This window comes from Bradyrhizobium sp. ma5 (genome assembly GCF_042258955.1).
In the GTDB taxonomy this organism is placed as follows: domain Bacteria; phylum Pseudomonadota; class Alphaproteobacteria; order Rhizobiales; family Xanthobacteraceae; genus Bradyrhizobium.
The window spans coordinates 2,716,590-2,742,736 of the sequence record NZ_CP170156.1 but is presented as its reverse complement, the minus strand read 5'-3'; the positions used below and the strand labels follow the sequence as shown (position 1 = coordinate 2,742,736).

The 26,147-nt window shown below is 65.3% G+C and carries 23 protein-coding genes; 14 read left to right on the top strand and 9 right to left on the bottom strand.

From position 1 onward, the window contains the following. The first annotated feature begins 108 nt into the window (after positions 1-108). Genes ACE103_RS12655 through soxA form a run of 7 tightly spaced genes read left to right on the top strand, consistent with a single transcriptional unit; the run spans position 109 to position 6,106 of the window. A complete protein-coding gene (locus ACE103_RS12655) occupies positions 109-558 on the top strand; it encodes a (2Fe-2S)-binding protein (RefSeq protein WP_375779689.1) in 450 nt (149 codons plus the stop codon). A gap of 10 nt (positions 559-568) precedes the next feature. Next, positions 569-2,767, top strand: a complete 2,199-nt coding sequence (locus tag ACE103_RS12650) for a molybdopterin cofactor-binding domain-containing protein (RefSeq protein WP_375779688.1) — start codon at positions 569-571, stop codon at positions 2,765-2,767. 57 nt (positions 2,768-2,824) lie between these two features. Next, the gene (locus tag ACE103_RS12645) at positions 2,825-4,096 is read left to right on the top strand and encodes an FAD-dependent oxidoreductase (RefSeq protein ID WP_375779687.1); all 1,272 of its coding nucleotides are present in this window, start codon (positions 2,825-2,827) and stop codon (positions 4,094-4,096) included. Further along, complete coding sequence (soxX, locus tag ACE103_RS12640) at positions 4,089-4,538, top strand: sulfur oxidation c-type cytochrome SoxX (RefSeq protein ID WP_375779686.1); 450 nt, start codon at positions 4,089-4,091, stop codon at positions 4,536-4,538. The genes ACE103_RS12645 and soxX overlap by 8 nt, the downstream gene beginning before the upstream one ends. Positions 4,539-4,551: 13 nt before the next feature. Then, positions 4,552-5,016 carry a SoxY-related AACIE arm protein gene (locus tag ACE103_RS12635; protein ID WP_375779685.1) on the top strand — a complete coding sequence of 155 codons (465 nt, stop codon included), beginning with the start codon at positions 4,552-4,554 and terminating at the stop codon, positions 5,014-5,016. Beyond that, entirely contained in the window at positions 5,016-5,336 is a 321-nt protein-coding gene (soxZ, locus tag ACE103_RS12630) for a thiosulfate oxidation carrier complex protein SoxZ (protein ID WP_223968153.1), read from the top strand. Before ACE103_RS12635 ends, soxZ begins: the two co-directional genes overlap by 1 nt. After that, on the top strand, positions 5,333-6,106 hold the full coding sequence (gene soxA, locus ACE103_RS12625) for a sulfur oxidation c-type cytochrome SoxA (RefSeq protein WP_375779684.1): 774 nt from the start codon (positions 5,333-5,335) through the stop codon (positions 6,104-6,106). The genes soxZ and soxA overlap by 4 nt, the downstream gene beginning before the upstream one ends. A gap of 143 nt (positions 6,107-6,249) precedes the next feature. Here the strand turns inward: soxA and ACE103_RS12620 are convergent, their stop codons facing one another. Continuing rightward, positions 6,250-7,023: a ferredoxin--NADP reductase gene (locus ACE103_RS12620; RefSeq protein ID WP_212311330.1), complete on the bottom strand. Its 774-nt coding sequence runs from the start codon at positions 7,021-7,023 to the stop codon at positions 6,250-6,252. Positions 7,024-7,193: 170 nt separating this feature from the next. Between ACE103_RS12620 and ACE103_RS12615 the strand changes: the two genes are divergently transcribed. The 3 genes from ACE103_RS12615 to ACE103_RS12605 all read left to right on the top strand — a co-directional run bounded on the left by ACE103_RS12615 (position 7,194) and on the right by ACE103_RS12605 (position 10,733). Continuing rightward, entirely contained in the window at positions 7,194-8,390 is a 1,197-nt protein-coding gene (locus ACE103_RS12615) for an amidohydrolase family protein (protein WP_375779683.1), read from the top strand. A gap of 271 nt (positions 8,391-8,661) precedes the next feature. Further along, on the top strand, positions 8,662-10,062 hold the full coding sequence (locus ACE103_RS12610; protein ID WP_375779682.1) for a selenium-binding protein SBP56-related protein: 1,401 nt from the start codon (positions 8,662-8,664) through the stop codon (positions 10,060-10,062). 2 nt (positions 10,063-10,064) lie between these two features. Continuing rightward, positions 10,065-10,733, top strand: a complete 669-nt coding sequence (locus ACE103_RS12605) for a hypothetical protein (protein WP_375779681.1) — start codon at positions 10,065-10,067, stop codon at positions 10,731-10,733. Positions 10,734-10,935: 202 nt separating this feature from the next. Here ACE103_RS12605 and ACE103_RS12600 read toward each other — a convergent pair whose 3' ends face one another. From ACE103_RS12600 to ACE103_RS12565, 8 genes are all read right to left on the bottom strand, one after another. Then, positions 10,936-11,391 (bottom strand): MarR family winged helix-turn-helix transcriptional regulator, encoded by a 456-nt coding sequence (locus ACE103_RS12600; protein WP_223968158.1) that lies wholly within the window; start codon positions 11,389-11,391, stop codon positions 10,936-10,938. Between the two features lie 15 nt (positions 11,392-11,406). Beyond that, complete coding sequence (locus ACE103_RS12595; protein ID WP_375779680.1) at positions 11,407-12,111, bottom strand: ABC transporter ATP-binding protein; 705 nt, start codon at positions 12,109-12,111, stop codon at positions 11,407-11,409. After that, the gene (locus ACE103_RS12590; RefSeq protein WP_092124897.1) at positions 12,108-12,899 is read right to left on the bottom strand and encodes an ABC transporter ATP-binding protein; all 792 of its coding nucleotides are present in this window, start codon (positions 12,897-12,899) and stop codon (positions 12,108-12,110) included. The genes ACE103_RS12595 and ACE103_RS12590 overlap by 4 nt, the downstream gene beginning before the upstream one ends. Next, positions 12,896-14,785, bottom strand: a complete 1,890-nt coding sequence (locus ACE103_RS12585; protein ID WP_375779679.1) for an ABC transporter permease — start codon at positions 14,783-14,785, stop codon at positions 12,896-12,898. Before ACE103_RS12585 ends, ACE103_RS12590 begins: the two co-directional genes overlap by 4 nt. A gap of 183 nt (positions 14,786-14,968) precedes the next feature. Further along, positions 14,969-16,183 carry an ABC transporter substrate-binding protein gene (locus ACE103_RS12580; protein WP_223968162.1) on the bottom strand — a complete coding sequence of 405 codons (1,215 nt, stop codon included), beginning with the start codon at positions 16,181-16,183 and terminating at the stop codon, positions 14,969-14,971. Positions 16,184-16,211: 28 nt separating this feature from the next. Next, complete coding sequence (locus ACE103_RS12575) at positions 16,212-16,796, bottom strand: amino acid synthesis family protein (protein ID WP_029078203.1); 585 nt, start codon at positions 16,794-16,796, stop codon at positions 16,212-16,214. A gap of 16 nt (positions 16,797-16,812) precedes the next feature. Then, positions 16,813-17,721 carry a UPF0280 family protein gene (locus tag ACE103_RS12570; RefSeq protein ID WP_375779678.1) on the bottom strand — a complete coding sequence of 303 codons (909 nt, stop codon included), beginning with the start codon at positions 17,719-17,721 and terminating at the stop codon, positions 16,813-16,815. Beyond that, positions 17,718-19,166 (bottom strand): 6-hydroxynicotinate reductase, encoded by a 1,449-nt coding sequence (locus ACE103_RS12565; RefSeq protein ID WP_223968165.1) that lies wholly within the window; start codon positions 19,164-19,166, stop codon positions 17,718-17,720. The genes ACE103_RS12570 and ACE103_RS12565 overlap by 4 nt, the downstream gene beginning before the upstream one ends. A gap of 278 nt (positions 19,167-19,444) precedes the next feature. Here ACE103_RS12565 and ACE103_RS12560 point away from each other — a divergent pair, with 278 nt between their 5' ends. The 4 genes from ACE103_RS12560 to ACE103_RS12545 all read left to right on the top strand — a co-directional run bounded on the left by ACE103_RS12560 (position 19,445) and on the right by ACE103_RS12545 (position 26,147). Further along, on the top strand, positions 19,445-19,912 hold the full coding sequence (locus tag ACE103_RS12560) for a (2Fe-2S)-binding protein (protein WP_375779677.1): 468 nt from the start codon (positions 19,445-19,447) through the stop codon (positions 19,910-19,912). Then, positions 19,912-23,439, top strand: a complete 3,528-nt coding sequence (locus tag ACE103_RS12555; RefSeq protein WP_375779676.1) for a molybdopterin cofactor-binding domain-containing protein — start codon at positions 19,912-19,914, stop codon at positions 23,437-23,439. The genes ACE103_RS12560 and ACE103_RS12555 overlap by 1 nt, the downstream gene beginning before the upstream one ends. Positions 23,440-23,500: 61 nt before the next feature. Further along, entirely contained in the window at positions 23,501-24,805 is a 1,305-nt protein-coding gene (pncB, locus tag ACE103_RS12550; RefSeq protein ID WP_375779675.1) for a nicotinate phosphoribosyltransferase, read from the top strand. 46 nt (positions 24,806-24,851) lie between these two features. Further along, positions 24,852-26,147 carry an O-acetylhomoserine aminocarboxypropyltransferase gene (locus tag ACE103_RS12545; RefSeq protein WP_375779674.1) on the top strand — a complete coding sequence of 432 codons (1,296 nt, stop codon included), beginning with the start codon at positions 24,852-24,854 and terminating at the stop codon, positions 26,145-26,147.

The window sequence follows — 26,147 nt, the reverse complement described above, 5'->3', positions numbered from 1 at the left end:
ACTTTCTTCCGCACTGCAAGCGCATATTCTTGATTTGAACCGTTCCAGTTTCAAGGCCAACATCGCCCCGAAGTCCAATCGGAGGATTGGACCATTCAGGGGAAAGCGATGGCAAACCTCAAAATCAACGGCAAGACGATCAATGTGGACGTCGAGGACGATACGCCCCTGCTGTGGGCGATTCGCGAGAATGTCGGACTGACGGGGACCAAATACGGCTGCGGCATCGCACAATGCGGCGCCTGCACCGTGCATATCGACGGCGTCGCGATGCGCTCCTGCGGCGTGACGGTAAGCGAAGTGGCCGGCAAGGACATCACCACCATCGAGGGCCTCGCGGCGGGCGGCGTGATGCACAAGGTACAGCTCGCCTGGATCGCCAGCGACGTGCCGCAATGCGGCTATTGCCAGAGCGGCATGATCATGGCCGTCGCGGCGCTACTGAAAGAGAATCCGAAGCCGACCGACGACGACATCAACGACGCTATCACCAATATCTGCCGCTGTGGCACCTTCCAACAGGTGCGCGAGGCGATCCATGCTGCCGCGAACGCATGAGGAGGCAGCCATGAATCTGCAAGTCAACCAACACATCATGCCGACACTCAATCGCCGCACCTTCGTGATCGGCACGGCAACCGCCGGCGTCGGACTCGCGCTCGGCCTCGATCTGCCGTTCGGCGGCCCCTCCGTGGTGCGCGCAGCCGATGGCGCGCCTGAAGTCAACGCCTGGGTTGTGATCCGGCCCGACGACACCGTGGTGATCCGCATCGCCCGCTCCGAGATGGGCCAAGGCACGCTCACCGGCCTGGCCCAGCTCGTCGCCGAGGAACTGGAGTGCGACTGGTCGAAGGTCACCACCGAATATCCGACGCCCGGCCAGAGCGTCGCGCGCAAGCGCGCCTGGGGTGATTTCTCGACCGGCGGCAGCCGCGGCATCCGCACCTCGCAGGACTATGTCCGTAAGGGCGGCGCCACCGCGCGCGTGATGCTGATCCAGGCCGCAGCGAACGAGTGGAAGGTGCCGGCCACGGAATGCAAGGCCGCGAACAGCGTCATCACCCACACGCCGTCGGGCAAGACCACGACCTACGGCAAGGTCGCCGAAGCCGCCGCCAAGCTCGAGCCGCCGGCCGACGTCAAGCTGAAGGACCCGAAGGACTGGACCATCGCCGGCAAAGGCCTGAAGCGGCTCGACACTGTCGACAAGACCACCGGCAAGATGACCTATGGCATCGACGTCAAACTGCCGGGCATGCTGAACGCCGCGATCAAGGATTGCCCGGTGTTCGGCGGCAAGATCAAGAGCTTCGACGAAGCCAAGATTGCCGGCATGAAGGGCTTCAAGAAGGTGGTGCCGGTGGGCGACAGCGCCGTTGCCGTCGTCGCCGATACCTGGTGGCACGCCAAATCTGCGCTCGACAAGTTGCCGATCGTCTGGGACGAAGGCGACAACGCGAAGGTCTCCAGCGAGACGATTGCGAAGTGGCTTGCCGAAGGTCTCGACAATGCGCAGCCGGCCTATGTCGGCAACCAGAACGGCGATGCCAAAGCAGCGATCGCAAGCGCGGCCAAGAAGGTCGAGGCTGTCTACAGCTATCCCTACCAGAACCACGCCACGATGGAGCCGATGAACGCCACCGTGCTCTACACGCCCGACAAATGCGAGGTGTGGTGCGGCACGCAGAATGGCGAGGCGGCGTTCGCGGCGGCGCTTGAGGCCTCCGGCCTGCCGGCAGAGAAGGTCGACGTGCACAAGCTGATGCTCGGCGGCGGCTTCGGCCGGCGCGGCATGACCGACTATGTGCGGCAAGCGGTGGCGATCGCCAAGCAGATGCCGGGCACGCCGATCAAGCTGTTGTGGTCGCGCGAAGAGGACATGCAGCACGGCAAGTATCACCCGATCACGCAGTGCAAGCTGACCGGCGCGTTCGATGCCGACAACAATCTGGTGGCGCTGCATTACCGGCTGTCGGGTCAATCCATCCTGTTCTCGGTGCGCCCGGAAGCGCTGCAGAACGGCATGGACCCCGCCGCGTTCCAGGGTGTCGCGCAGTCCGGCGAGGCCGCGATCGGCTATGCGGTGCCGAACTTGCTGGTCGAGCATGCGATGCGCAATCCGCACGTCCCGCCGGGCTTCTGGCGCGGCGTCAACGTCAATCACAACGCGATCTACCTGGAATGCTTCATGGACGAGCTAGCCCAGGCCGCCGGTCAGGACCCGCTCGAATTACGCCGCAAGCTGATGGGCAAGCACCCCAAGCATCTCGCCGTGCTCAACGCCGTGGCCGAGAAGATCGGCTGGGGCACGCCGGCGCCGCAGGGTGTCTATCGAGGCATCGCGCAGGTGATGGGCTATGGCAGCTATGTTGCCGGCGCCGCCGAGATCTCGGTGACCGACGGCAGCAAGATCAAGGTGCACCGCATCGTCGCCTCCACCGACCCCGGCTATGTCGTCAATCCGGCGCAGGTGGAGCGGCAGATCGCGGGCTCATTCGTCTACGGTCTCAGCGCATTGTTCTACGGCGGCTGCACCGTGAAGGACGGCCGCATTGAGCAGACCAATTTCGACACCTACAACTCGATGCGCATCAACGAAATGCCCAAGGTGGAGTCAGTGATGGTGCCGAGTGGCGGGTTCTGGGGCGGCGTCGGCGAGCCGACCATCGGCGTTGCGGCGCCGGCGGTGCTCAACGCCTATTTCGCGGCGACGGGAAAACGCATCCGCTCTTTCCCGCTGCGCAACCAGAACATCTCTTTCGCCTGATCAAACCAGAAGCGGCGGTCCGACCGGCCGCCGCTTCCTTTTTCCGGATTCTTGTGCATGGCCGTCACGCGTCATCCGACGCGCAGGGATGTGGTCCGTGGCGCCGCTGCCGTCGCAGCGGCGGCGCTGGCGCGTCCATCGCTGGCGCTAGGCGCACCGCGGATCGCGGTGATCGGCGGCGGTTTTGGCGGCGCGGCCTGCGCGCGGGCGCTGCGGCGGCTTGATGCGAAACTCCAGGTCACGCTGATCGAGCCGAACAAGACCTTCACCGCCTGCCCGTTCAGCAACGAGGTGATCGCAGGCTTGCGCGAACTCTCCGCACAGCAATTCACCTACGACAAGATTGCGGCCGACGGCATCACCGTCGTCGCGCAAGCGGCCGCCAAGATCGATGCGCAGGCGCGCACCATCACGCTCTCTGATGGCACAACGCTCTCCTATGACCGCCTTGTGCTCGCTCCCGGCATCGACATGCGCTTCGACGCCCTGCCCGGCTATGACGAGGCCGCCGCCGAGAGGATGCCGCATGCCTGGAAGGCCGGCGCGCAGACCATGCTGCTGCGTAGGCAGCTCGAAGCGATGGATGACGGTGGCCTCGTCGTGATCGCGGTACCGGCCGCGCCGTTGCGCTGTCCGCCAGCGCCTTACGAGCGCACCAGCCTGATCGCGCATTACCTCGAGGCCACGAAGCCGAAGTCGAAGATCTTGGTGCTCGACGCCAAGGACAATTACTCGCAACAGAAGTTGTTCGAGAAGGCGTGGGCGGAGCTCTACCCCGGCATGATCGAGCGGATCGCACTGTCGCAAGGCGGGCGCGTGACGTCGGTCGATCCGGCCACCAACGAGATCATCACCGACTTCGGCAACTACACCGCCGCGGTCGCCAATGTGATCCCGCCGCAGCGGGCCGGCCGGATCGCGGAGATCGCCGGCGCCGCCGACCACACCGGCTGGTGCCCGATCGATCCGATCAGCTTTGCCTCCAAGCTGGTGCCCAATATCCACGTCATCGGCGATGCCGCAATCGCCGGCGGGATTCCGAAATCCGCTTCCGCGGCGGCGGCGCAAGGCCGGGCCTGCGCGGCCGCGATCGTCAACGCGCTGGCAGGCAAGGCGCCGGAGACGCCGCGGCTCGATGGCGCCTGCTATAACACCGTGGCGCCGGGCTACGCCTTCTCGCTGAAGGGCATCTATCAGCCCAAGGAAGACCAGTACGCCGAAGCCGAGGTGACCACGAGCCCGGTCGACGCGCCGCGCGAGGTGCAGCAGCGCGAGGCCAACCAGGCGCTCGACTGGTTCAAGACCATCACGGGAGACGCCTTTGGCTAGGCTCGCTCTCGCAACGCTGCTCGCTGCGGCACTACTCGCAGCCTGCGCGCCCGCCGGCGCCGAGCAACTGCGGCCCTACACGGTGGTCGGCGATGCGATTCCTGCCTCGCTGACGGGAACCAAAGGCGACGTCACGCGCGGCCGTGCACTGATCGTGGAGCGTTCCTCCACTTGCATCCTCTGCCACAGCGGCCCATTTCCCGAGCAGGCGTTCCAGGGCGACCTCGCGCCGAACCTCACCGGCAGCGGCAGCCGCTGGTCCGAGGGACAGTTGCGGCTCCGGCTGGCCGACGCTTCGCACCTCAATACGGCGACGATCATGCCGTCCTACTATCGCGTCGACGGCCTCACGCGGGTCGGCGCGTCATGGCGCGGCAAGCCGATCCTGTCGGCGGAGCAGATCGAGGACATCGTGGCTTATCTTCTAACGTTGCGGAACTAGGACCAATCAATCGATGGCGAATTCAAACCACACCACACGCCGCACGGTTCTCGGCCTCGCCGGAGGCGCCGCAGTGATGGTGATCGTGCATCCCGCGGAAGCAACGCCGGCGATGCTGTCGGCTGCGATCCGCAATGTCGTCGGTGAAGCCAATGTACGTACCGGCAGGGTCAAGCTCGACATTCCGCCGCTGGTCGAGAACGGCAACACGGTGCCGATGACGGTCAGCGTCACGAGCCCTATGACGGCGGACGAGTATGTGAAGAGCATCCATGTTTTCAACGAGAAGAATCCACAGCCGAATATCGGCAATTTCCATCTCGGGCCGCGCGCCGGACGCGCGCAAATATCGACCCGCATTCGTCTCGCCGACAGCCAGAAGGTCACCGCCATCGCACGGCTGTCCGACGATACGTTCTGGTCGACAACCGCTGATGTCGTGGTGACGCTCGCCGCCTGCACCGAGGAGGCGATCTGATGCCGTCGGCCCTGATCAACGTGCCGGCCAAGGCCAAGCGCGGCAGCGTCATCGAGATCAAGACGCTGATGTCGCACATCATGGAGACCGGCTATCGCCACACCGCCTCGGGCGACGTGGTGCCCCGCGACATCATCACGAGCTTCACTTGCCGCTTCAACGGCACGGAGATCTTTCGCGCCGATCTTTATCCGGCGATCGCCGCCAACCCATTCATCACCTTCTTCACCACGGTGACCGAGAGCGGCAAGTTCGAGTTCGAGTGGATCGGCGACAAGGGGTTTTCGGAGACCGCGCAGGCTTCGATCACGGTCGAATGAGGATTGCGGTCTGCATCGCGCTGCTGACGGCGGTGGCGGGCGCGGCGCTCGCCGCGGAGATTCCGCTATCTGAACGCCGCTCCGGCTACAGCTTCATGAGCGCGGACACCAGGGCGATGCAGGACGAGGACACCGCCAATCCCGGCATGCTGTTCGTGCTCGACGGCGAGGCCCTGTGGAAGCGCAAGGCTGGCAGCGCGGACAAGGCCTGCGCCGACTGCCACAATGATGCGCGCGTCAGCATGAAGGGCGTCGCGGCGCACTACCCGGCCTTCGAGAAGGCGCTGGGGAGACCGGTCGACCTCGAAGCGCGGATCAATCTCTGCCGCACCAACCATCAGCAGGCATCGCCATTCGCCTATGAAAGCCGCGAGCTGCTGGCGCTGACAGCCTATGTCGCGCAGCAGTCACGTGGCATGCCGATCGCAGCGGACGACGATCCCGAGCTGGCGCCCTTCATCGAAAAGGGCCACGCGCTGTTCATGCAGCGGCAAGGCCAGCTCAATCTCGGCTGCACCAATTGCCACGACGATGTCTGGGACAAGAAGCTCGCGGGCAGCGCGATCACGCAGGGACAACCGACCGGCTATCCGCTGTACCGGCTGGAATGGCAATCGCTTGGATCGTTGCAGCGGCGGCTGCGCGCCTGCATCACCGGCATTCGGGCGCAGGCCTATGATTACGGCTCGCCCGAACTGGTCGAGCTCGAGCTCTATCTGATGACGCGGGCGCGTGGCATGCCGATCGAGACGCCCGCGGTCAGGCCGTAACGCATCATCCGCAAGCGACGCGAAGCAATCCATTGCTCCCGGCTGTACCGGAAGATGGATTGCTTCATCGCTTCAGCGCAAAATTGCCTTGCAATCTTGCCCCAAACTCCTCGCAATGACGGGGCTGGAGATCACTACGAAGATCAGCGCTCGGCGAACGCTTTCTCCACCACGAACTGCGCCGGCTCGCCGTGATTACCTTCGACGAAGCCGCGGCCGCCCAGCAGCGTGCGGGTGTCGGCGACCAGCGCCGGCGAACCGCAGATCATGACGCGGTCATGCGCGGCATCGAGCGCCGGCAGGCCGATGTCGGCGAACAGCTTGCCCGAGGTGATGAGGTCGGTGATGCGGCCGCGGTTGTGGAACGGATCGCGCGTCACGGTCGGATAGTAGATCAGCTGATCGCGCACGAGATCGCCGATCAGCTCGTCCTGCGGCAGCTTCTCGGTGATCATCTCGCCATAAGCGAGCTCCTTGACGCGGCGGCAGCCATGCAGCAGCACGACCTTCTCGAAGCGGTCATAGGTCTCGGGATCCTTGATCACGCTGAGGAACGGCGCAAGCCCCGTGCCGGTGCCGATCAGATAGAGGTTGCGGCCGTCCTCGAGGTTGTCGATGACCAGCGTGCCGGTGGCCTTGCGGCTGACGATGATCTCGTCGCCTTCCTTCAGGTGTTGCAAGCGTGAGGTCAGCGGGCCGTCCGGAACCTTGATCGAGAAGAACTCGAGCGTGTCCTCGTAATTCGCGCTGGCGACGCTGTAGGCGCGCAGCAGCGGCTTCTCGCCAACCTTGAGCCCGATCATGGTGAACTCGCCGTTGCGGAAGCGGAACGACGGATTGCGCGTGGTTTTGAAGGAGAACAGCGTGTCGGTCCAGTGATGAACGCTGAGGACGCTTTCCTGGTTGAAATTGCTCATCGCACCAATCCCTGATTTGTGCTGCGGCGGAAAGGGACTTGAACCCCGTTGACCGGCCGGATCGTTTGTATACGATCATTCGTATACAAACGAATAATCCAGCTTGATCGAAAAGTCAAGCCGGGCTCAAATTCCCGGGCAATTTCGGAAAGAAACGAAGGAAAGCACCCATGGCTCACGACGCGCCCCAGGCCACCGGCCCCAGCAAGCTGGTGATCCGCAATATCGGGCTATTGCTGTCGGGAGCGCTGGAGAAGCCGATCCTGGACGCCGATACCATCGTCGCCGAGAACGGCAAGATCACCGCGATCGGCCGCCTCAAGGACGTCGACACCGAGGGCGCCACCACGATCGTCGATGCCATGGGAACGACGGTCGCGCCCGGCCTGATCGACAGCCACGTCCATCCCGTCGCCGGCGACTGGACGCCGCGGCAGAACCAGACCAGCTGGATCGACAGCTATCTGCATGGCGGCGTCACCACCATGATCTCCGCGGGCGAGGTGCATATGCCCGGCCGGCCGCGCGACGTGGTCGGCGTGAAGGCGATGGCGATCTTCGCGCAGCGCGCATTCTGGACGCTGCGGCCGGGCGGCGTGAAGGTGCATGCCGGCGCGCCCGTGATCGAATGCGAGATGGTCGAGGACGATTTCAAGGAAATGGCCGCCGCCGGAGTCAAGCTGCTCGGCGAGGTCGGGCTAGGTGGCGTGAAGGACGGGCCGACGGCGCGGAAAATGGTCGGCTGGGCGCGCAAATACGGCATTCAAAGTACGATCCACACCGGCGGCCCTTCGATTCCCGGCTCCGGCCTGATCGACAAGGACGTCGTTCTGGAAGCCGACACCGACGTGGTCGGCCATATCAACGGCGGCCACACCGCGCTGCCCGACGATCAGATCCGCTGCATCTGCGAGGGCTGCAAACGTGGCCTCGAGCTCGTGCACAACGGCAATGAGCGTTCGGCGCTGTTCACCTTGCGCACCGCGCGCGAGATGGGCGATTTGCATCGCGTGATCCTCGGCACCGACGCGCCGGCCGGCTCCGGCGTGCAGCCGCTCGGCATCCTGCGGATGGTCTCGCTATTGTCCTCGCTCGGCGAGCTGCCGGCCGAGCTGGCATTCTGCCTTGCGACCGGCAACACCGCGCGAATGCGCGAGCTCGATTGCGGCCTGATCGAGGTCGGCCGCTCCGCCGATTTTGTCATCATGGACATGGCGCAGCACTCGCCGGGCAAGAACCTTCTGCACAGCGTGCAGCTCGGCGATCTCCCGGGAATCGGCATGACCATCATCGACGGCATCGTCCGCACCCAGCGCAGCCGCAACACGCCGCCCGCCGGCAAGGTGCCGGAGATCGTGGCGAAGTAGACGCGATGTGTGACCCGTCACCCCTCGCAACGGCTTTGCCGCTGCGCGGAGGTGACGGTGAGAAATTGGTCCGTAGGGAACAGTAAAGCGCCGCGCGCCTTTGCCGCGCCGCCCTGTAACCGAACCTTGTTTCCACCTGTCATCATTGAGGTGTATCGTGCCGCCACGCGAACCTAGCCGGCGGCGCTCGCAAGAGCCACGCGACGATTAAGTTCCTGCCGCATGCCGCCGCGCCGTGTTGGTCCACACCAGGCAAACAGGAGGCAGCACGATGACGATGAGGCCAGATCCCACGTTTCACGCGTCGCCGAAGCTTGCGATGGAAGCTCCGGCGGAGAACTTCGCCTACACCGTGCTGCTCAGCCCCGACTTTTCCAAGCCCGACGCGCTCGCCGTGATCGACGTCAAGCCGGGCTCGCCGACCTACAGCAAGATCGTCCACACCGTGACGATGCCCAACAAGGGCGACGAGTTTCACCACTTCGGTTGGAACGCATGTTCCTCGGCATTATCTCCGCTTGCGGGACATGCCTTCATCGAGCGCCGCTATCTGATTGTTCCCGGCATGCGGTCATCGCGGATCTACATCATCGACACCAAGCCGGATCCGACGCAGGCCAGGATCCACAAGATCATCGAGCCCGAGGAGGTGTTCAGAAAGACCGGCTATTCGCGGCCGCATACCATCCACTGCGGACCGGACGGCATTTATGTCTCCACGCTCGGCGGCGGAGGCAAGGACGGCACCGATGGACCGCCCGGCGTCTTCATCATGGATTGCGAGACCTTCGAGGTGCTCGGACGCTGGGAAATCGATCGCGGTCCCCAGACCAAGCACTATGACTTCTGGTGGAACCTGCCGCGCGACTACATGGTGAGCAGCGAATGGGCGCTGCCGCCGCAGTTCGAGAACGGCATCGTGCCGGAGGACCTGCTCTCGAACAAATACGGCCATCGCATCCACTTCTGGGATCTGCGGGCGCGCCGCAATGTGCAGACCATCGATCTCGGCGCCAACCATCAGATGGCGCTGGAGGTGCGGCCCGCTCACGATCCGGTTCGTGAATACGGCTTCGTCGGCGTCGTGGTCGATACCACCAACCTCGAAGGATCGATCTGGACCTGGTGGCGCGAGGGCGGCAAGTTTCACATCGAGAAGACGGCGACGATCCCGCCCGAGCCCGCGCCGAAGGAGCAATTGCCGCCGCTGCTGCAGGGTTTCGGCGCCGTGCCGCCGCTGGTGACCGACATCGACCTGTCGATGGACGACAAATTCCTTTACGTCTCCTGCTGGGCCACCGGCGAGATGCGCCAATACGATGTCAGCGATCCGCGCAAGCCAAAACTCGCCGGATCGGTCCGCATCGGCGGCATCGTCAGCCGCACCCCGCATCCCAACGGACAGGCATTTGCCGGCGGTCCGCAGATGGTCGAGATCAGCCGCGACGGCAAGCGGGTCTACTGGACCAATTCGCTGTACTCGACCTGGGACGACCAGTTCTATCCGCAGGGCATTCCCGGCGCCGAGGTGATGGCGAATGCCGGCCCGGGCGGCGGGCTTGAACTGGCAAAGGACTACTGGGTCAGCCTCCCCGACGGGTACCGCGCGCACCAGATCCGGCTGGACGGCGGCGACTGCTCGACGGATTCGTTCTGCTATCCGTCGGCCTGAATGTGAGTGCAGCCGACTGGACACCGGCCTGGCTGTGGCTGGCGGTCATCGCGAGCGGCCTCTACCACGGGATCAACCCGGGCATGGGCTGGCCGCTCGCGGTTTCGGCTGGATTGATGCAGAGGAGTTCGCGCGCGCTGCTGGCCGCGCTCGGCCCGCTCGCAATAGGTCACCTGCTGGCGATGCTGCTCGTGATCCTTCCCTTCGCGCTGCTGATCACCCTCGTCGAATGGCAGCGTACGATCCGGATCGGCGCCAGCCTGCTTGTGATCGCCTTCGGCATCTATCGGCTGATCGACCGCCGCCATCCGCGGGCCCTGGCGCGGATCCCGCCGACGCAACTCGCTTTGTGGTCCTTCGCGGTGGCGATCGCCCACGGCGCAGCGCTGATGCTGGTGCCGATCTATCTCGGACTATGTCGCGAGGCCGAACCGGACCAAGGCCACGCCGCCGCCAACTCCCTGATCGAGACCAGCCTCACCATGGCCGTGCTGGTCTCCATCGTCCATGCCGGCGCGATGATCGCCGCCGGCGGATCTCTGGCGTGGCTGGTCTACCGCTATCTCGGCCTCAAATTCGTGGCCCGGAGCTGGTTTAACCTGGACACGGTTTGGGCCGTCAGCCTGGTGCTGGTCGGCGCCGTCGCGCTGGTGCTGGGTATTGCGACATAGTCCGGATGCGACGTCGGCTGCCCGTGGAAGGCGAAGATAGTGGCGAAGTGCGCTCGAAAGATGACCCGTCACCCTGAGGTGCACGCGCAGCGTGCCTCGAAGGGTCGATGGCCCGGCTAGATCTGCGCGGCGAGAGCCGGGCCGTCGCCCTTCGAGGCTCGCCGAAGAGGCGAGCACCTCAGGGTGACGGTGATAGATGGTGTCAGCGAAGCCTGCCGAGCAGCGCCATCAGGGTCTCGCGCTCCTTGGCGTCGAGCGGGGCCAGCGTCTCCCTAGAGATCACCAGCGCATTCGGCGCGGCCTTGTCGGCCATCTGCTGACCAGCGCGCGTCAGGCTCACCATCAGCCGGCGGCCGTCGTCGGGATCGGGCGAGGTCTCGGTCAGGCCGCGTGCGGTGAGGCGATCGATCACGCCCTTGATGGTCGCGACATCCATCGAGGTCAGCCGCCCGAGCTGGTTCTGCGAGCATGCCCCGACCTCGGACAGCTTCGACAGCGCCGCCCATTGCGTCGGCGTCAGGTTGATGCCGATCTCGCGGGAAAAGATCACGGCGTGACGCTGCGATACCTGGCGCAGGATGAAGCCGATCTGGTCATCGAGCACGTAACCGGGCTTGGCCGCCTTGACGCTTCGCTTCTGTGCAGCGCTCCTCGCCATTGTCCACCCCGTCCTTTACAGCGACAGATGAGCGTCGCGGATATCCGGACGCGCATCGAGTTCCGCCATGGTGCCGCCAAAACAGATCCGGCCGCGCTCGATGATGTAGGCGCGATCCGAGATCAGCCGGGCGAAATGCAGATTCTGCTCGGAGACGACGATGCTGACGCCCTCTTTCTTCATCGCCAGGATCGCATCGACCATCTGTTCGACGATCTTGGGCGACAGCCCCTCCGACGGCTCGTCGAGCAGCACCAGCGACGGATTGCCCATCAGCGTGCGCGCGATCGTCAGCATCTGCTGCTCGCCGCCGCTCATGCGCCCGCCGGGCCGGCCGCGCATCTCGCCGAGATTGGGGAACAGCTTGAACAGCTTTTCGCGATCCCATTGCGGCGCATTGGGCCGCCTGGGCTGGCGGCCGACCTCGAGATTTTCTTCGACCGTCAGATCCGTGAAGATGCGCCGTTCCTCCGGCACATAGCCGAGCCCGCCGCGCACGATCGCATGCGTCGGCAGCTCCGAGACGTCCCTGCCCTCGAACATGACGCGGCCGGAGCGGTTCTCGACCAGGCCGACGATGGAGCGGAACGTGGTCGACTTGCCGGCGCCGTTGCGGCCGAGCAATGCGACCACTTCGCCCTCGCCGACCTCGAGCGCGATGTCGAACAGGATATGCGCCGGGCCGTAGAAGCTGTTGAGATCCTTCACCGTGAGCTTCATGCGGATGCTCCCTCGCGGTGCCGGGCGTCATAGAGCAGGCCTTCGCCGAGATAGATCGCGCGCACCTGCGCGTTGCCGCGCACCTCTTCCGGCGAGCCTTCGGCGATCAGGCTGCCGCGGTTGAGCACCAGGATGCGGTCGGCATGCTCGAACACCACGTCCATGTCGTGCTCGGTGAACAGAACGCCGATCGACTGTTCGCGCGCGATCCGCGCCGTCAAGCGCATCAGCTCGACGCGCTCGCGCGGCGCCATGCCGGCGGTCGGCTCGTCCATCAGGAGCAATTTTGGCTGGTTGGCGAGCGCGATCGCAAGCTCCAGCCGTTTGACGTCGCCGTAGGCGAGCTCGCCGCAGGGCCGCTCCGCATAGGCGCCCATGCCGACCAGGTCGAGCAGCCGCCCGGCCTCGTCGCGCGCCTGCCGCGCGGTCGAGGCCCACAGGTTGAACAATTGCCCGCCGTGCGAGACCAGCGCGACCTGGACATTTTCGCGCACCGTCATGGTCGGGAACGTCGCCGCGATCTGGAAGGTGCGGCCGACGCCCATGCGCCAGATCACGCGCGGCTTCTTGCCGGTGGTCTCCGCGCCCAGCACGCGGATGCGGCCGCTATCGGGAATGTTCTGGCCGTTGAGCATGTCGAAGCAGGTGCTCTTGCCCGCGCCGTTCGGCCCGATCAGCGCAAGGATCTCGCCGGCGCGCAGCTCGAACGAGACGCCGCGCACAGCGTGCACGCCGCCATAGGATTTGGTCAGCCCCTCGACCGACAGCAATGTGGGAACCATGCTCATTCGGCAGTCTCGATGCGGGAGGTGAGCAAAGGCGACGCTGTCGACGACGATTTGCGCCGGCGATGCATGAGCGATTCCAGCGTGCCGACGATGCCCTTCGGGAAGGCGACCACGATCAGCACGACGAAGCCGCCGAGCACGAGTTTTGAGAGGTCGGTCTGGCTGACCAGCCAGATGTTGAGCGCCTTGTAGACGATGGCGCCGACCACCGCGCCCGACACCGTCTCGACGCCGCCGAGCAGCACCATGACCAACGCATCGACCGACAGCGAGATGCCCATATTGTCCGGGAAGACGCTGCCCTTGAGGTAGGCGAACAGTGCGCCGGCAAGGCCGGCGACCGTGCCCGCGATCACGAAGGCGGTCCACTGGATGCGCTTGCCGTTGATGCCGACGGCTTCGCTGCGCAGCGGCGAGTCGCGCGTGGCGCGCAGCGCAAAGCCGAACGGCGAGAACACGATGATGCGGAGGATCACGACCGCGAGCGCGGCGATGCCGAGCGACAGCCAGTAGAAATGCGACGGGCTCGCCGCCCATTTTTCCGGCCAGACGCCGAGAATGCCGTTGTCGCCGCCGGTGACCGACACCCACTGGAATGCAATCGACCACACAATCTGGGCAAAGGCCAGCGTCAGCATCGCGAAATAGACGCCCGAGAGCTGCACCGCAAAGAAGCCGAACACGGCGGCGCCCATGAGCCCGAGCAGCGGGCCGAGCAGCAGGCACGCGATCATCGGCAAGCCCGCCATTTTGGCGAGCAGCGCGACGCCATAGGCGCCGAGGCCGAAATAGGCGGCATGGCCGAACGAGGCGAGCCCGCCGACCGACATCAGGAAGTGCAGGCTGACCGCGAAGATCACGAAGATCGCGATCTCCGAGCCGACGGTGAGCACGTAATTGCCGGCGACGAACGGCAGCGCGGCGGCGACCACCAGCGCGGCGATCGCGGCGAGCCGTTCATTCATCGTCAGCGGCCGCCATGGATTGACCGTGAGGCCCGGCGTGCGCCGCACCGGCGCCTCCGGCTTGCCGAACAGGCCCCACGGACGGACGATCAGCACCACCGCCATCACCAGGAACACCAGGATGATGGAGATCTTCGGGAAGATCAGGATGCCGAAGGCGTTGAGCTCCGACACCAGCACCGCGGCGACGAAGGCGCCGATGATGCTGCCGAGGCCGCCGATCACAACCACGACGAAGACCTCGACGATGACGCGCAGATCCATCGCGTGGTTGACCGCATCGCGCGGGATCTGCAGCGCGCCGCCGAGCGCGGCGAGGAAGACACCGAGCGCGAACACGCTGGTGAACAGCCATTTCTGATTCACGCCGAGTGCGGCAACCATGTCGCGATCCTGCGTCGCCGCGCGCACCAGCACGCCCCAGCGGGTGCGCTGGAACAACAGCCAGAGCACACCAAGCACGACAGGCCCGAGCACGATCAGGAACAGATCGTAGCTCGGAATATTCTGGCCGAAGAAATCGATCGCCCCCTTGAAGCCGGGCGCGCGGCGGCCGACCAGATCGTCCGGCCCCCAGATCAGCACCACGAGGTCCTCGACCATCAGCGTGAGACCGAAGGTGGCGAGCAGCTGGAACAGCTCGGGCGAATGGTAGATCCGGCGCAGCAGCACCATCTCGACCAGCACGCCGATCGCGGCAACCACCAGCGCCGCGATGACGATGCCGCCCCAGAAGCCGAATGCGCCCGAGAAGCGCTCGGTCAGCGTGAAGGCGACGTAGGCGCCGAGCATATAGAACGCGCCATGCGCAAAATTGACGATCCGCGTCACGCCGAAGATGATCGACAGGCCCGAAGCGACCAGGAACAGCGACGCCGCGCTGGCAAGACCGGTCAGGAACTGGACGATATAGAAGGCCATGGGCGGTCCGCGTTGGAGAACACAAGCGTCACTTTCCTTCACCTCGCCCCGCTTGCGGGGAGAGGTCGAAACTCAAGCGGAGCTTGAGCTTCGGGTGAGGGGGACTCTCCACGCGCTCGCTCGCGGTGGCGGCCCCTCACCCCGACCCTCTCCCCGCAAGAGCGGGGCGAGGGAGAAGAGAAATCAATCCTTCGGCCGCAACTTCTCGATTTCGGCATCGCTGGGCAGATAGTCCGAGCCCTTGCGATAGGCTGTGTCCACCATGATGCCCTTGCCGTCCTTCAGCGCGGTCTTGCCGGTGAAGGCACCTAACGTCGACTGGTGATCGATCTTGCGGAAGGTGATCTCGCCGAACGGCGACGGCATCGAGATGCCCTCCGCCGCCGCAATCAGCTTCTCCGGATCGCTCGAGCCGGCTTTCGCGAGAATCGCCGCCGCCGCCTTGATGGTCTGGTAGCCGACGATCGAGCCGAGCCGCGGATAGTCGTTGTACTTGGCCTGGTAGGCCTTCAGAAACGCGTCGTGCTCCGGCGTCTTGATCGAATACCAGGGATAGCCGGTGACGATCCAGCCCTCCGGCGTCTCGTCCTTCAGCGGATCGAGATATTCCGGTTCGCCGGTCAGGAAGCTCACCACCGTGCGGCCCTTGAACAGGCCGCGGGTGTTGCCTTCGCGCACGAGCTTGACGAGATCGGCACCGAAGGTGACGTTGAGGATCGCCTCGGGGTTCGCCGCGGCAACCGCCTGTATCACTGGGCCGGCGTCGATCTTGCCCTGCGGCGGCCACTGCTCGTCGACCCACTGGATGTCGGGCCGCTTCTCCGACATCAGCTTCTTGAACACCGCGACCGCGGACTGGCCGTATTCATAGTTCGGTGCAATCGTCGCCCAGCGTTTTGCGGGCAGCTTCGCCGCCTCCTCCACCAGCATCGCCGCTTGCATGTAGTTGGAGGGACGCAGGCGGAAAGTATAGCGATTGCCCTTCGACCAGGTGATGGCATCCGTCAAAGGCTCGGCAGCGAGAAAGAACACCTTCTTCTGATTGGCGAAATCGCTGACAGCGAGGCCAATATTGGAGAGGAACGTGCCGGTGAGCATCGCGACGTTCTCGCTCGACACCAGTTCGTTGGCCGCGGTCTGCGCATCCGCCGGCTTGCCGCCATCATCCTTGGAAATGACGACGAGCTTCTTGCCGTTGATTCCGCCGGCCGCGTTGATTTCCTCCACCGCGAGCTGCCAGCCCTTACGATAGGGCTCGGTGAACGCCGGCAGCAAGGAGTAAGAGTTGATCTCGCCGATCTTGATTTCGCTCTGCGCCAACGCCCGTGTCGTCATGGCGCTCGTTGCCATGGTCGCGACCGCGATCGCCAATCCCGCCCCTACGAAATAACCACGCATCCCGTCCTCCAGTTTTTCTTCAAAGAGATTATCGCAATCCGTCTTCGCCCTTGACTTCGTCGACCGTCAGCCCGCCGACGCGCGGCAGCGGTCGTCCGCTGTCGGTCACCGCCACCGCGACCATGATCTCGTTGGCCCGCGGTGCATCGTTGATCTGCACCTCCATGCCGTCGAAATGGCTGCGCACGAAGGCGGCGTCCTTGTGCCCGAGCGGAATGTCCAGCGTGGTGCCGGGACCCGAGCGCTTCTTCGACGACGGGATCAGCGCGGCACCCTTGGAGAGCACCTTGCGCACCGGCGCACCCATTTTCGGATGCAGGATCGCGGCCGCGTGCTCGAGCTCGCCATTCTCGCCGACGGCAGCGGCCTTGCCGTAGCTGTGTGCCTTGGCGCCGTCGATGCCGAGCGCGGCGACCGCCCGCTTCGAAAGCAATTCGCCGAGTTCCTCGCCGATCGCGATCAACGGCGACAGATCCTCGACATAGCGGCCGGCAAAGGGATTTTCGATCACCGCGATCGCGGCAGCACGCCGGGTCGGCGGCGCGATGGTCTTGCCCATCTCCAGATGGGTCTCCTCGACCACGGTGACGATCTTGCGAATGACGGCGCTCATCTTGGCTCGCTCCCGGTCATGCCTGCAGCATGTATTCTGTCGTTGTTGCCTGAAACGCGTGCGACGCCGGCGTCCCGTTGCCAGTTGCACCGACAAGCCGCGTTTCCCCCAGTAGACGCAATGCCGCACCCTCGATCAATCCCGACGTCAGGAGCATGCGCGCCCGCGTCGCCCCTGCCTCAAGCGCCTGCTCGATCTCATGTTCCGCGAGCGCTCCGACATCGCGGGTCACCAGCCGCGCGCCGAGATCGCTGTCCGGTTGCAGTTCGCTTGCCGGAACGCGCAGGATCGCGGGATGGTGGGGCAGATCGACCGCATTGGCGATCACGGTCGCGGCGGCATCCGCCTGCGAGGCCGTCCGCGCCAGCACGGTGACGGCATCGGCAATGCCGAGCGAGAAGCTGCGGCCATGGCGGCCGCTGGTGGCGATGCCGCGGGCCGGCATGTCGCTATCCACGGTCATTGTGCGCATCACGCCATGGCGGTCCGGCCGGTCCATCAGGCCCACGGTAAACTGTTCGCCATCGCCGAGGTGTAAGGCAATATCGCCGCCATTGTTGACATAGGCGCGGTCAAGCGCCGCTGCTCTCAGCATCGCGCCGAGAATTTCCTCGGCGACCGAGCCTGCGACCGCCGCCATCGGTGTGATGAAGCAATCGGCAGCAAACTGCGCGACCGCCGCATGCATACGCCGCGCGACCACGCCCTTCAGCATACAGTGATCGGGATCGGCCGCACTGCGCAGCTCGACGAGTTCGACGCAGAGCTCGTCGAGCAAGCCGGTGAAGCGTTCCGCCGCCGCCTGATAGGCGGCGCTGACGTCCCGGTCCGTGCCCTTGGCCTCAACAATGAGATCAATGGGGCCGTCCTGCAAATGCAGCCGCTTGCCGTCAGGAAGAAGCGCGATTTGCGGAAGCCGCCTCATGCGCGCCGCCCTGGAAGATGAGGCATCGGCCGGACCTCGGCGCTGTCGCGCAGCGACGACAGCGGCCGGACAAAATCCATATGGCCGCCAAGCGCCGCATAATCCGACAGCCGCATCGTGAACTCGATCGGCGCCACCAGGGCCGGCGTCGGCACGTAGCCGAAGGCGCCGGCCGGCATCTGCGTGACATCGACCATGAAGGTGATGCCGCCGCCCGGCCAGACATAGACCGGCGCGCCGCCGCTGGTCACCCTCGTCAACGCGTCCTTGACCGAGCGGGTCAGCCGCACCGGATTGTCGGTAACGCCGGCGCGCAGCGATCCGCCCGCGCCGCCCATGAACAGCACGGTGCACAGCGCCGGCTCGCAATTCTCCTGGATGCGCTCGACCGAGAATTTGAGGTCCGCCGGCATCTCTGTCTCGATCGGCTTCAACGCCTCGTCGAGCACGTAGTAGGAGGCATGCTCGCCGGTGGTCGAGACCATCAGCATGGTGAGCCCGGGCCGCGCTTCCTTGGCATTGAAGGGGCCGAGGATCGACAGCGGATCGGAGATGTTGGTGCCGCCCCATCCGGTGCCGGGATCAGCGACCTGGAAGTAGCGGCCCGGCGTCGAGCGGCGCCCCTTCATCTTGATGCCGGTGTCGGCGATGTCGAGCAGCTTGCCGGCCTGGTGCTCGCTGAGCACCCCGGTGATGTGGTCGTCGACCACCACGACTTCATCGACCTTGCCGTGCCACTGCTTGGCGAACATGCCGATGGTCGCCGAGCCACAGCCGACCCGCATCCGCTCTTCCGCCATGCCGTTGACGATCGGCGGCTTGCCCGCCTGCACCACCACGGTCGCGCCGCCATCGATGGTCAGCTCCACAGCCTTGCAGTTGGACAGATCCATCAGCGTGTCGCAGGTGACGCGGCCTTCCTTCTTGGAGCCGCCGGTCAGATGATGCACGCCGCCGAGCGAGAGCATCTGCGAGCCGTATTCGCTGGTCGTGACATGGCCGACCGCTTCGCCCTCGGCACGGACGATCGCGGTCTCCGGCCCGAGATAGCGGTCGGTGTCGATCTTCAGCTTGACGCCGCAATAGGAGAAAATGCCCTCGGTCACAACGGTGACCATGTCGACGCCGTCGACTTCCGACGACACGATGAAGGGCGCCGGCTTGTAGTCCGGATAGGTGGTTCCGGCGCCGATCGCGGTGACGAACAGTTCGGGATGACGGACGATCTTGCCGTCCCAGTCGCCGCTCGCCTGGAACGGCACCAGCTTGCCGCCATGCGAGACCGTGCGCTCCAGCACGACATGCGGATCGACGCGCACCAGCGTGCCGTCGTGATTGGCATAACGGTCGCACGCCCCGGCCGCGCCCGGCTTGATGTAGCACATCACCGGACAGGCATCGCAGCGGATCTTGTCGCCGGCGGCGACGGTCATTGTGTCAGCCATCGTGACCAAGCCTGGACTTGTGGCGGCGGTCGATCATACTGCGCTTCCGCCTCCCTGCCTATATCGTTCGTATACGAATGATCCTGCGCGCAGGTCTCAAACCTGTCAAGCGGGCTTTGCGATCAAAAGCTGCCATTCGCTTGCGCACCCTGTTCATAAAGCGTGCACTCGCTGCAGCGCGGCATGCCGCCGCTTGCACGTTTGTATACAAACGTTATCCTCATCGGCGGATTTGACGCTGACATTGCAGCGCAAACATCAAGGGGAGAACCAAGGCAATGCGCCTGACCGTGAACGGCAGGAATTATGATGTCGACGCCGCTCCCGACACCGCATTGCTTTACGTATTGCGCAACGATCTCCAATTGAACGGACCGAAATACGGCTGCGGGCTCGGCGAATGCGGCGCCTGCGCGGTGCTGATCGATGGCGTCGCTGCGCGCGCCTGCGTGATTCCGATCGAAGGCTGCGTGGGGCGCAACATCGTCACGCTCGAAGGGCTCGGCAGCCGCGAGCATCCCGATCCGGTGCAGGATGCCTTCATTCGCGAACAGGCCGCGCAATGCGGCTATTGCCTCAACGGCATGATCATCACCACCAAGGCTTTGCTCGCGCGCAATCCCCATCCGTCCGAGCACGAGGTGCTGGAAGCGCTGCGCTACAATCTCTGCCGCTGCGGTGCGCATATCGAAATCGTCCGCGCGGCGATGCGCGCCGCCGGCCATGCGCTCGAGGCGCGCGATTGATGACCGGTTCGGAGCAACACAAGCGCGGCTCGCTGTCCGTCGTTCGCCCCGCAGTGCTCGGCGCGGAAGGCGCGTTCGAGACCTTCATCACCATCACATCAGACGGTTCGGTCAACGCCTATAACGGCCACGTCGATCTCGGCACCGGCATCCGCACCGCGCTCGGGCAGATCGTCGCCGAAGAGCTCGACGTCTCGTTTGCCCGCGTTGTCGTGATCCTCGGCGACACCGCCGTGGTGCCGAACCAGGGTGCGACGATCGCGAGCGAGACCATACAGATCACCGCCGTTCCCCTGCGCAAGGCCGCCGCGCAAGCACGGCACTTTTTGCTCGCGCGCGCGGCGGAGCGGCTCGAATTGCGGGCCAGCGACCTCACGATCGAGGATGGCCTGGTCCGCGGCCACGACAATCGCAGCGTCAGCTATGGCGAGCTGATCGCGGACGAGACTATCCGGCTCGATCTCGCCGATGACGTTCCGCTCAAGGAAGTGAGCGCCTATTCCGTCGTCGGCAAGTCGGTGCCGCGCGTCGACCTGCCGGCGAAGGCCACCGGCGAACTCGTCTACGTCCACGACGTGCGCGTACCCGGCATGCTGCACGGCCGCGTCGTTCGCCCGCCCTATGCCGGCGTCGATGCCGGACCGTTTGTCGGCACCAGCCTGATCGCGGTCGATGAAGCTTCGGTACGCGATATTCCCGGCTTTGTTGCGGTGGTGCGGATCGGCGACTTCGTGGGCGTCGTCGCCGAGCGCGAGGAGAACGCGATCAAGGCCGCCGCGCAGCTCAAGGTGAGCTGGAAGCCGGGACCTGTTCTGACCGACCTCTCCGACATCGAGCAGGCACTGCGCGCCAATCCCTCGACGCCGCGCCAGCTGATCGACAGGGGCGACGTCGATGCCGCGATCAAGGCGGCGGCCAAGCCGATGCAGCGAACCTACGTCTGGCCCTACCAGATGCACGGCTCGATCGGCCCGTCTTGCGCAGTCGCCGATTTCGGCAACGGAGCCATCCGGGTGTGGTCCGGCACCCAGAACCCGCACATCCTGCGCGGCGATCTGGCGCTGTTGATCCAGCGACCGGAATCCGAGATCGACGTGATCCGGATGGAAGCCGCCGGCTGCTACGGGCGCAACTGCGCCGACGATGTCTCCGCCGATGCACTGCTGCTGTCGCGTGCGGTCGGCCGCCCGGTGCGCGTGCAGCTCACCCGCGAGCAGGAGCATGCCTGGGAGCCGAAGGGCACCGCGCAGCTGATGGACGTCAATGGCGGACTCAATGCCGATGGCAGCGTCGCCGGCTACGACTTCGTTACGCGCTATCCCTCGAACGGCGCGCCGACGTTGGCGCTATTGCTCACCGGACGGATCGCACCTGAAGCCACCGTGTTCGAGATGGGCGATCGCACCGCGATCCCGCCCTACGACTACGAAAACATGCGCGTCGTCGCCAACGACATGCCGCCAATCGTGCGTGCTTCCTGGCTTCGCGGCGTCTCGGCGCTGCCCAATACGTTCGCGCATGAATCCTACATCGACGAGCTTGCCGCCGAGGCCGAGGTCGATCCGATCGAATACCGGCTGCGCTATTTGAAGGACAAGCGCGCGGTCGATCTCGTCAACGCGGTTGCCGAGCGTGCCGGCTGGATGCCGCGCCCGGTGCGGAAAGAGCCCGAGGCCGAGGGCGATATCGTGCGCGGCCGCGGCTTTGCCTATGCGCTCTACGTGCACAGCAAGTTTCCCGGCTACGGCGCGGCGTGGTCGGCCTGGATCGCCGACGTCGCCGTCAACAAGGCCACCGGCGATGTCAACGTGACGCGCGTCGTGGCGGGCCAAGATTCGGGATTGATGATCAATCCGGAGGGCGTGCGGCACCAGATCGAAGGCAACGTCATCCAGTCGACCAGCCGCGCGCTGATGGAGGAAGTCTCGTTCGAGCGCGGCGCGGTGACGGCGCGGGAATGGGGCGCCTACCCCATCATCAAATTCCCCGACCTGCCTGAGATCGACGTCCTGATGCTGCCGCGGCAGGACCAGCCGCCACTCGGCGTCGGCGAGTCTGCATCGGTGCCGAGTGCGGCTGCGATCGCCAATGCGATCTATGATGCGACCGGCGTCCGCTTCCGCGAGCCGCCGTTCACGCCGGAACGCATTTTGAAGGGCTTGCACGGCGAGCAACCCGCAGCGCCCGCGGCGCTTGCACCACCCGCGCCGCCGGCCGACCTCAGCAGATGGCAGAATCCGTTCGCAAAGCGCGGCGGGGTGCTCGCCGGCATTGCGGCGCTCTGCGCCGCGGTGATCGGGATCGGCGCGACGGTGCTGCCCTGGCGCGCGATTGCGCCGATCGCCCGGCCGGATGCCTCGGTCTATTCCGCCGCGACGATCGCGCGCGGCAAGGAACTTGCGGCGCTCGGCGCCTGCGCCATCTGCCATACGTCGGAGCATGGCATCGCGAACGCCGGCGGCCGACCGCTCGAGACGCCGTTCGGCACCATCTACACGACCAACATCACGCCCGATGTCGACACCGGCATTGGCGCCTGGTCCTATCCCGCGTTCGAGCGCGCGATGCGCGAGGGCATTCATCGCGACGGGCGCCATCTCTATCCGGCGTTTCCCTACACGCATTTTGCAAGGACCAGCGATTCCGACCTGCAAACGCTCTACGGCTATCTGATGGCGCAGGCGCCGGTGCGCGCCGAGACGTCGGCGAACGCGCTGGCCTTTCCGTTCAACCTGCGGCCGCTACTCGCAGGATGGAATGCGCTGTTCCATCAACCGCGGCCATTCCAGCCCGAACCGTCGAGGTCGGAGATCTGGAATCGCGGCGCCTACCTGATCGAGGGTCTCGGCCATTGCAGCGCCTGCCACTCGCCGCGCAATGCGCTGGGCGCCGAACGGCAAGCGGCCTATCTCGCCGGCGGCTTCGCCGAGGGCTGGGAGGCGCCGGCGCTGACGTCGCTGTCGAAGGCGCCGATCCCCTGGAGCGAGGACGAGCTGTACGCCTATTTGCGCACCGGCGAGTCCCGTCTGCATGGCGTTGCCGCCGGGCCGATGGCGCCGGTAGTGCACGAGCTCGCCGCACTGCCCGACCAGGACATCCGCGCGATGGCGGTCTACCTCGCCTCGTTCAACGAAGCCACCGATCGGCCAGCGCACGAAGCCGTGGCCGCCGCGCTCGAGGCCGCCACGGCCGTCGCAGCCTCCACCGGCGCACGGATCTATCAGGGCGCCTGCGGCGTCTGCCACGAGGTCGGCGGCCCGCCGCTGTTCGGCAGCCGACCGTCGCTGGCGCTGAACAGCAATTTGCACAGCGACAACCCCGACAATCTGATCCAGGTGATCCTGCACGGCATCGCCAAGCCGGCCGTGACCGATCTGGGTTACATGCCGGCCTTCAAGGACAGCATGAGCGACGGCCAGGTCGCCGAGCTCGCCTCCTTCCTGCGGCAGCAATTTGCCCCGGGCAGGCCGGCCTGGACCGATGTCGCCGCCACGGTCGGCCGTATACGGCAGACCATAGCGCGCTGACCTGCCATGTTCCGCCCGATACCCACTGGGCGGGCGGCGCGGGGCAGGTTAAGGTTCCCGCATGACCGTGACAGACATCGCGACCCGGACCTACAACCACGGCTGGCGGCTCGACCCGATCGTGCGCAGCCTGCTGGACACCGATTTCTACAAGCTGTTGATGCAGCAGATGATCCGGGAAAGCTATCCGGACACGCGCACGACCTTTTCGGTGATCAACCGGTCGACCCATATCCGGCTTGCTGAGGTCATCGACGAGGGCGAGTTGCGCGCCCAGCTCGACCACGCCCGCACCATCCGCTTCTCCAAGAAGGAACTGATCTGGCTCGCCGGCAACACGTTCTACGGCAAGACCCAGATGTTCTCGCCCGATTTCATCAACTGGCTCTCGACCTTCCGCCTGCCCGAATACGAGCTGCATAAGGTCGACGGCCAGTATGAGCTGCATTTCCACGGGCCGTGGACCCACACCACGATGTGGGAGATCCCGGCGCTCGCGATCCTCAACGAGCTGCGCTCGCGCGCCGCGACCAAGACCTACGGCCGCTTCGCACTCGACGTGCTCTACGCCCGCGCCAAGGCCAAGCTGTGGGCCAAGGTCGAGCGGCTGCGCAAGCTGGACGGCTTGCGGCTGTCCGATTTCGGCACGCGCCGCCGCCACGGCTTCCTGTGGCAGCGCTGGTGCGTCGAGGCGGTGAAGGAAGGGCTCGGCCCGTCCTTCACCGGAACGTCGAACGTGCTGCTCGCGATGGACAACGACCTCGAGGCGATCGGCACCAACGCGCACGAGCTGCCGATGGTAGCCGCCGCACTCGCCAACGACGATCAGGAGCTGCGCTGGGCGCCCTATCGCATCCTCGACCAATGGCGCCACGCCTATGGCGGCAACCTGCTGATCGCCCTGCCCGATGCGTTCGGCACCAAGCCGTTCCTGCGCGATGCGCCGGATTGGGTCGCCGACTGGACCGGCTTTCGTCCCGACAGTGCCCCGCCGATCACCGCCGGCGAAGACATCATCAAGTGGTGGAAGCAGAAGGGCCGCGATCCCAAGGAGAAGCTGCTGGTGTTCTCCGACGCGATGGATGTCGGCTCGATCGAGGAGACGTTCCATCATTTCAAGGGACGCGTGCGCGTCAGCTTCGGCTGGGGCACCAACCTCACCAACGATTTCGTCGGCTGCGCGCCTGATGGCACCGCCGAGCTCGATCCGATCTCGATCGTGTGCAAGGTGACGTCGGTCGACGGACGCCCGGCCGTCAAACTCTCCGACAATCCGGAGAAGGCGACCGGCATTCCGTCCGAGGTCGAGCGCTATCTGCGCGTGTTCGGCAATGTCGGCCGCGTTCGCACCGCAGTTCACGTTTAAATTCGCGGACCAACCATTTCCCATCGACTGACCTGACGAGCTTCGCATGCCCGCACCCAAGCCGCCTGCCTTCGAAACCCTGAGCCTGCACGCCGGCCAGCGCCCCGATCCCGCGACCGGCGCGCGCGCGGTGCCGATCTATCAGACCACGTCCTACGTGTTCCAGGACGCCGATCATGCGGCGGCGCTGTTCAACCTGGAACGTGCCGGCCACATCTACACCCGCATCTCGAACCCGACGACTGCGGTTCTGGAAGAACGCATCGCGGCGCTCGAATGCGGCGTCGGCGCGATCTGCACCGCCAGCGGCATGGCCGCGATGCATCTCGCCATCGCGACGCTGCTCAATGCCGGCGACCATATCGTCGCCTCCGCCTCGCTCTATGGCGGCACGATCAACATTTTGGCGCACACGCTGCCGCGCTTCGGCATCACCACGACCTTCGTGAAGCCCCGTGCGCTCGACGAGTTTCGCGCCGCGATCAAGCCGAATACGCGGCTCGTGATCGGCGAGACCATCGGCAATCCCGGCCTCGAAGTGCTCGATATCCCGGCGGTGGCACAAATCGCGCATGATGCGAAGATTCCGCTGTTGATCGACAACACCTTCGCGACGCCCTATCTGAGCCAGCCGATCGAGCTCGGCGCCGACATCACGATGAATTCGGCGACCAAATGGATGGGCGGCCACGGCATCGCGATCGGCGGGGTCATCGTCGACGGCGGCCGGTTCGACTGGCGCGCCTCCGGCAAATTCCCGCAGTTGACCGAGCCCTATGCCGGTTATCACGGCATCGTCTTCGACGAGCAGTTCGGCAAGGCCGCCTTCATCATGCGCGCCCGCACCGAGGGCCTGCGTGATTTCGGCGCCTGCCTGTCGCCGACCAACGCCTTCCAACTCTTGCAGGGCATCGAGACGCTCGGCGTCCGCATGGACCGCCATGTCAGCAACACCCATGCTGTGCTGGACTTCCTCACCACGAACAAGGCGGTCGACTGGGTGCTGCATCCGTCGCTGGAGACGCATCCGGACTACGCGCTGGCGAAGAAGCTGTTGCCGCGCGGCGCCGGCTCGATCGTCAGCTTCGGCATCAAGGGCGGCCGCGCCGCCGGCAAGAAGTTCATCGAGCAGCTGAAGCTGATCAGCCACCTCGCCAATGTCGGCGACGCCAAGACGCTGGTGATCCACCCCGCCAGCACCACGCATCAGCAGATGGATGCCGAGCAGCTGAAAGCCGCCGGCATCGGCGAGGAGCTGGTGCGGCTGTCGGTCGGCATCGAGACCGCGCAGGACATCATCGACGATCTCGGCCAGGCGCTGCGCGCCTCGCAAAGGACTTGA

Bases quoted from the DNA above. Each gene is read 5' to 3' on its own strand.
- pncB (WP_375779675.1), top strand. From the start codon at position 23,501: ATGACCGTGACAGACATCGCGACCCGGACCTACAACCACGGCTGGCGG.
- ACE103_RS12620 (WP_212311330.1), bottom strand. From the start codon at position 7,023: ATGAGCAATTTCAACCAGGAAAGCGTCCTCAGCGTTCATCACTGGACC.
- ACE103_RS12565 (WP_223968165.1), bottom strand. From the start codon at position 19,166: ATGGCTGACACAATGACCGTCGCCGCCGGCGACAAGATCCGCTGCGAT.
- ACE103_RS12635 (WP_375779685.1), top strand. From the start codon at position 4,552: ATGGCGAATTCAAACCACACCACACGCCGCACGGTTCTCGGCCTCGCC.
- ACE103_RS12545 (WP_375779674.1), top strand. From the start codon at position 24,852: ATGCCCGCACCCAAGCCGCCTGCCTTCGAAACCCTGAGCCTGCACGCC.
- ACE103_RS12585 (WP_375779679.1), bottom strand. From the start codon at position 14,785: ATGGCCTTCTATATCGTCCAGTTCCTGACCGGTCTTGCCAGCGCGGCG.
- ACE103_RS12595 (WP_375779680.1), bottom strand. From the start codon at position 12,111: ATGAAGCTCACGGTGAAGGATCTCAACAGCTTCTACGGCCCGGCGCAT.
- ACE103_RS12570 (WP_375779678.1), bottom strand. From the start codon at position 17,721: ATGAGGCGGCTTCCGCAAATCGCGCTTCTTCCTGACGGCAAGCGGCTG.
- ACE103_RS12600 (WP_223968158.1), bottom strand. From the start codon at position 11,391: ATGGCGAGGAGCGCTGCACAGAAGCGAAGCGTCAAGGCGGCCAAGCCC.
- ACE103_RS12590 (WP_092124897.1), bottom strand. From the start codon at position 12,899: ATGAGCATGGTTCCCACATTGCTGTCGGTCGAGGGGCTGACCAAATCC.
- ACE103_RS12615 (WP_375779683.1), top strand. From the start codon at position 7,194: ATGGCTCACGACGCGCCCCAGGCCACCGGCCCCAGCAAGCTGGTGATC.
- ACE103_RS12555 (WP_375779676.1), top strand. From the start codon at position 19,912: ATGACCGGTTCGGAGCAACACAAGCGCGGCTCGCTGTCCGTCGTTCGC.
- ACE103_RS12610 (WP_375779682.1), top strand. From the start codon at position 8,662: ATGACGATGAGGCCAGATCCCACGTTTCACGCGTCGCCGAAGCTTGCG.
- ACE103_RS12645 (WP_375779687.1), top strand. From the start codon at position 2,825: ATGGCCGTCACGCGTCATCCGACGCGCAGGGATGTGGTCCGTGGCGCC.
- soxZ (WP_223968153.1), top strand. From the start codon at position 5,016: ATGCCGTCGGCCCTGATCAACGTGCCGGCCAAGGCCAAGCGCGGCAGC.
- ACE103_RS12650 (WP_375779688.1), top strand. From the start codon at position 569: ATGAATCTGCAAGTCAACCAACACATCATGCCGACACTCAATCGCCGC.
- ACE103_RS12560 (WP_375779677.1), top strand. From the start codon at position 19,445: ATGCGCCTGACCGTGAACGGCAGGAATTATGATGTCGACGCCGCTCCC.
- soxA (WP_375779684.1), top strand. From the start codon at position 5,333: ATGAGGATTGCGGTCTGCATCGCGCTGCTGACGGCGGTGGCGGGCGCG.
- ACE103_RS12575 (WP_029078203.1), bottom strand. From the start codon at position 16,796: ATGAGCGCCGTCATTCGCAAGATCGTCACCGTGGTCGAGGAGACCCAT.
- ACE103_RS12580 (WP_223968162.1), bottom strand. From the start codon at position 16,183: ATGCGTGGTTATTTCGTAGGGGCGGGATTGGCGATCGCGGTCGCGACC.
- ACE103_RS12655 (WP_375779689.1), top strand. From the start codon at position 109: ATGGCAAACCTCAAAATCAACGGCAAGACGATCAATGTGGACGTCGAG.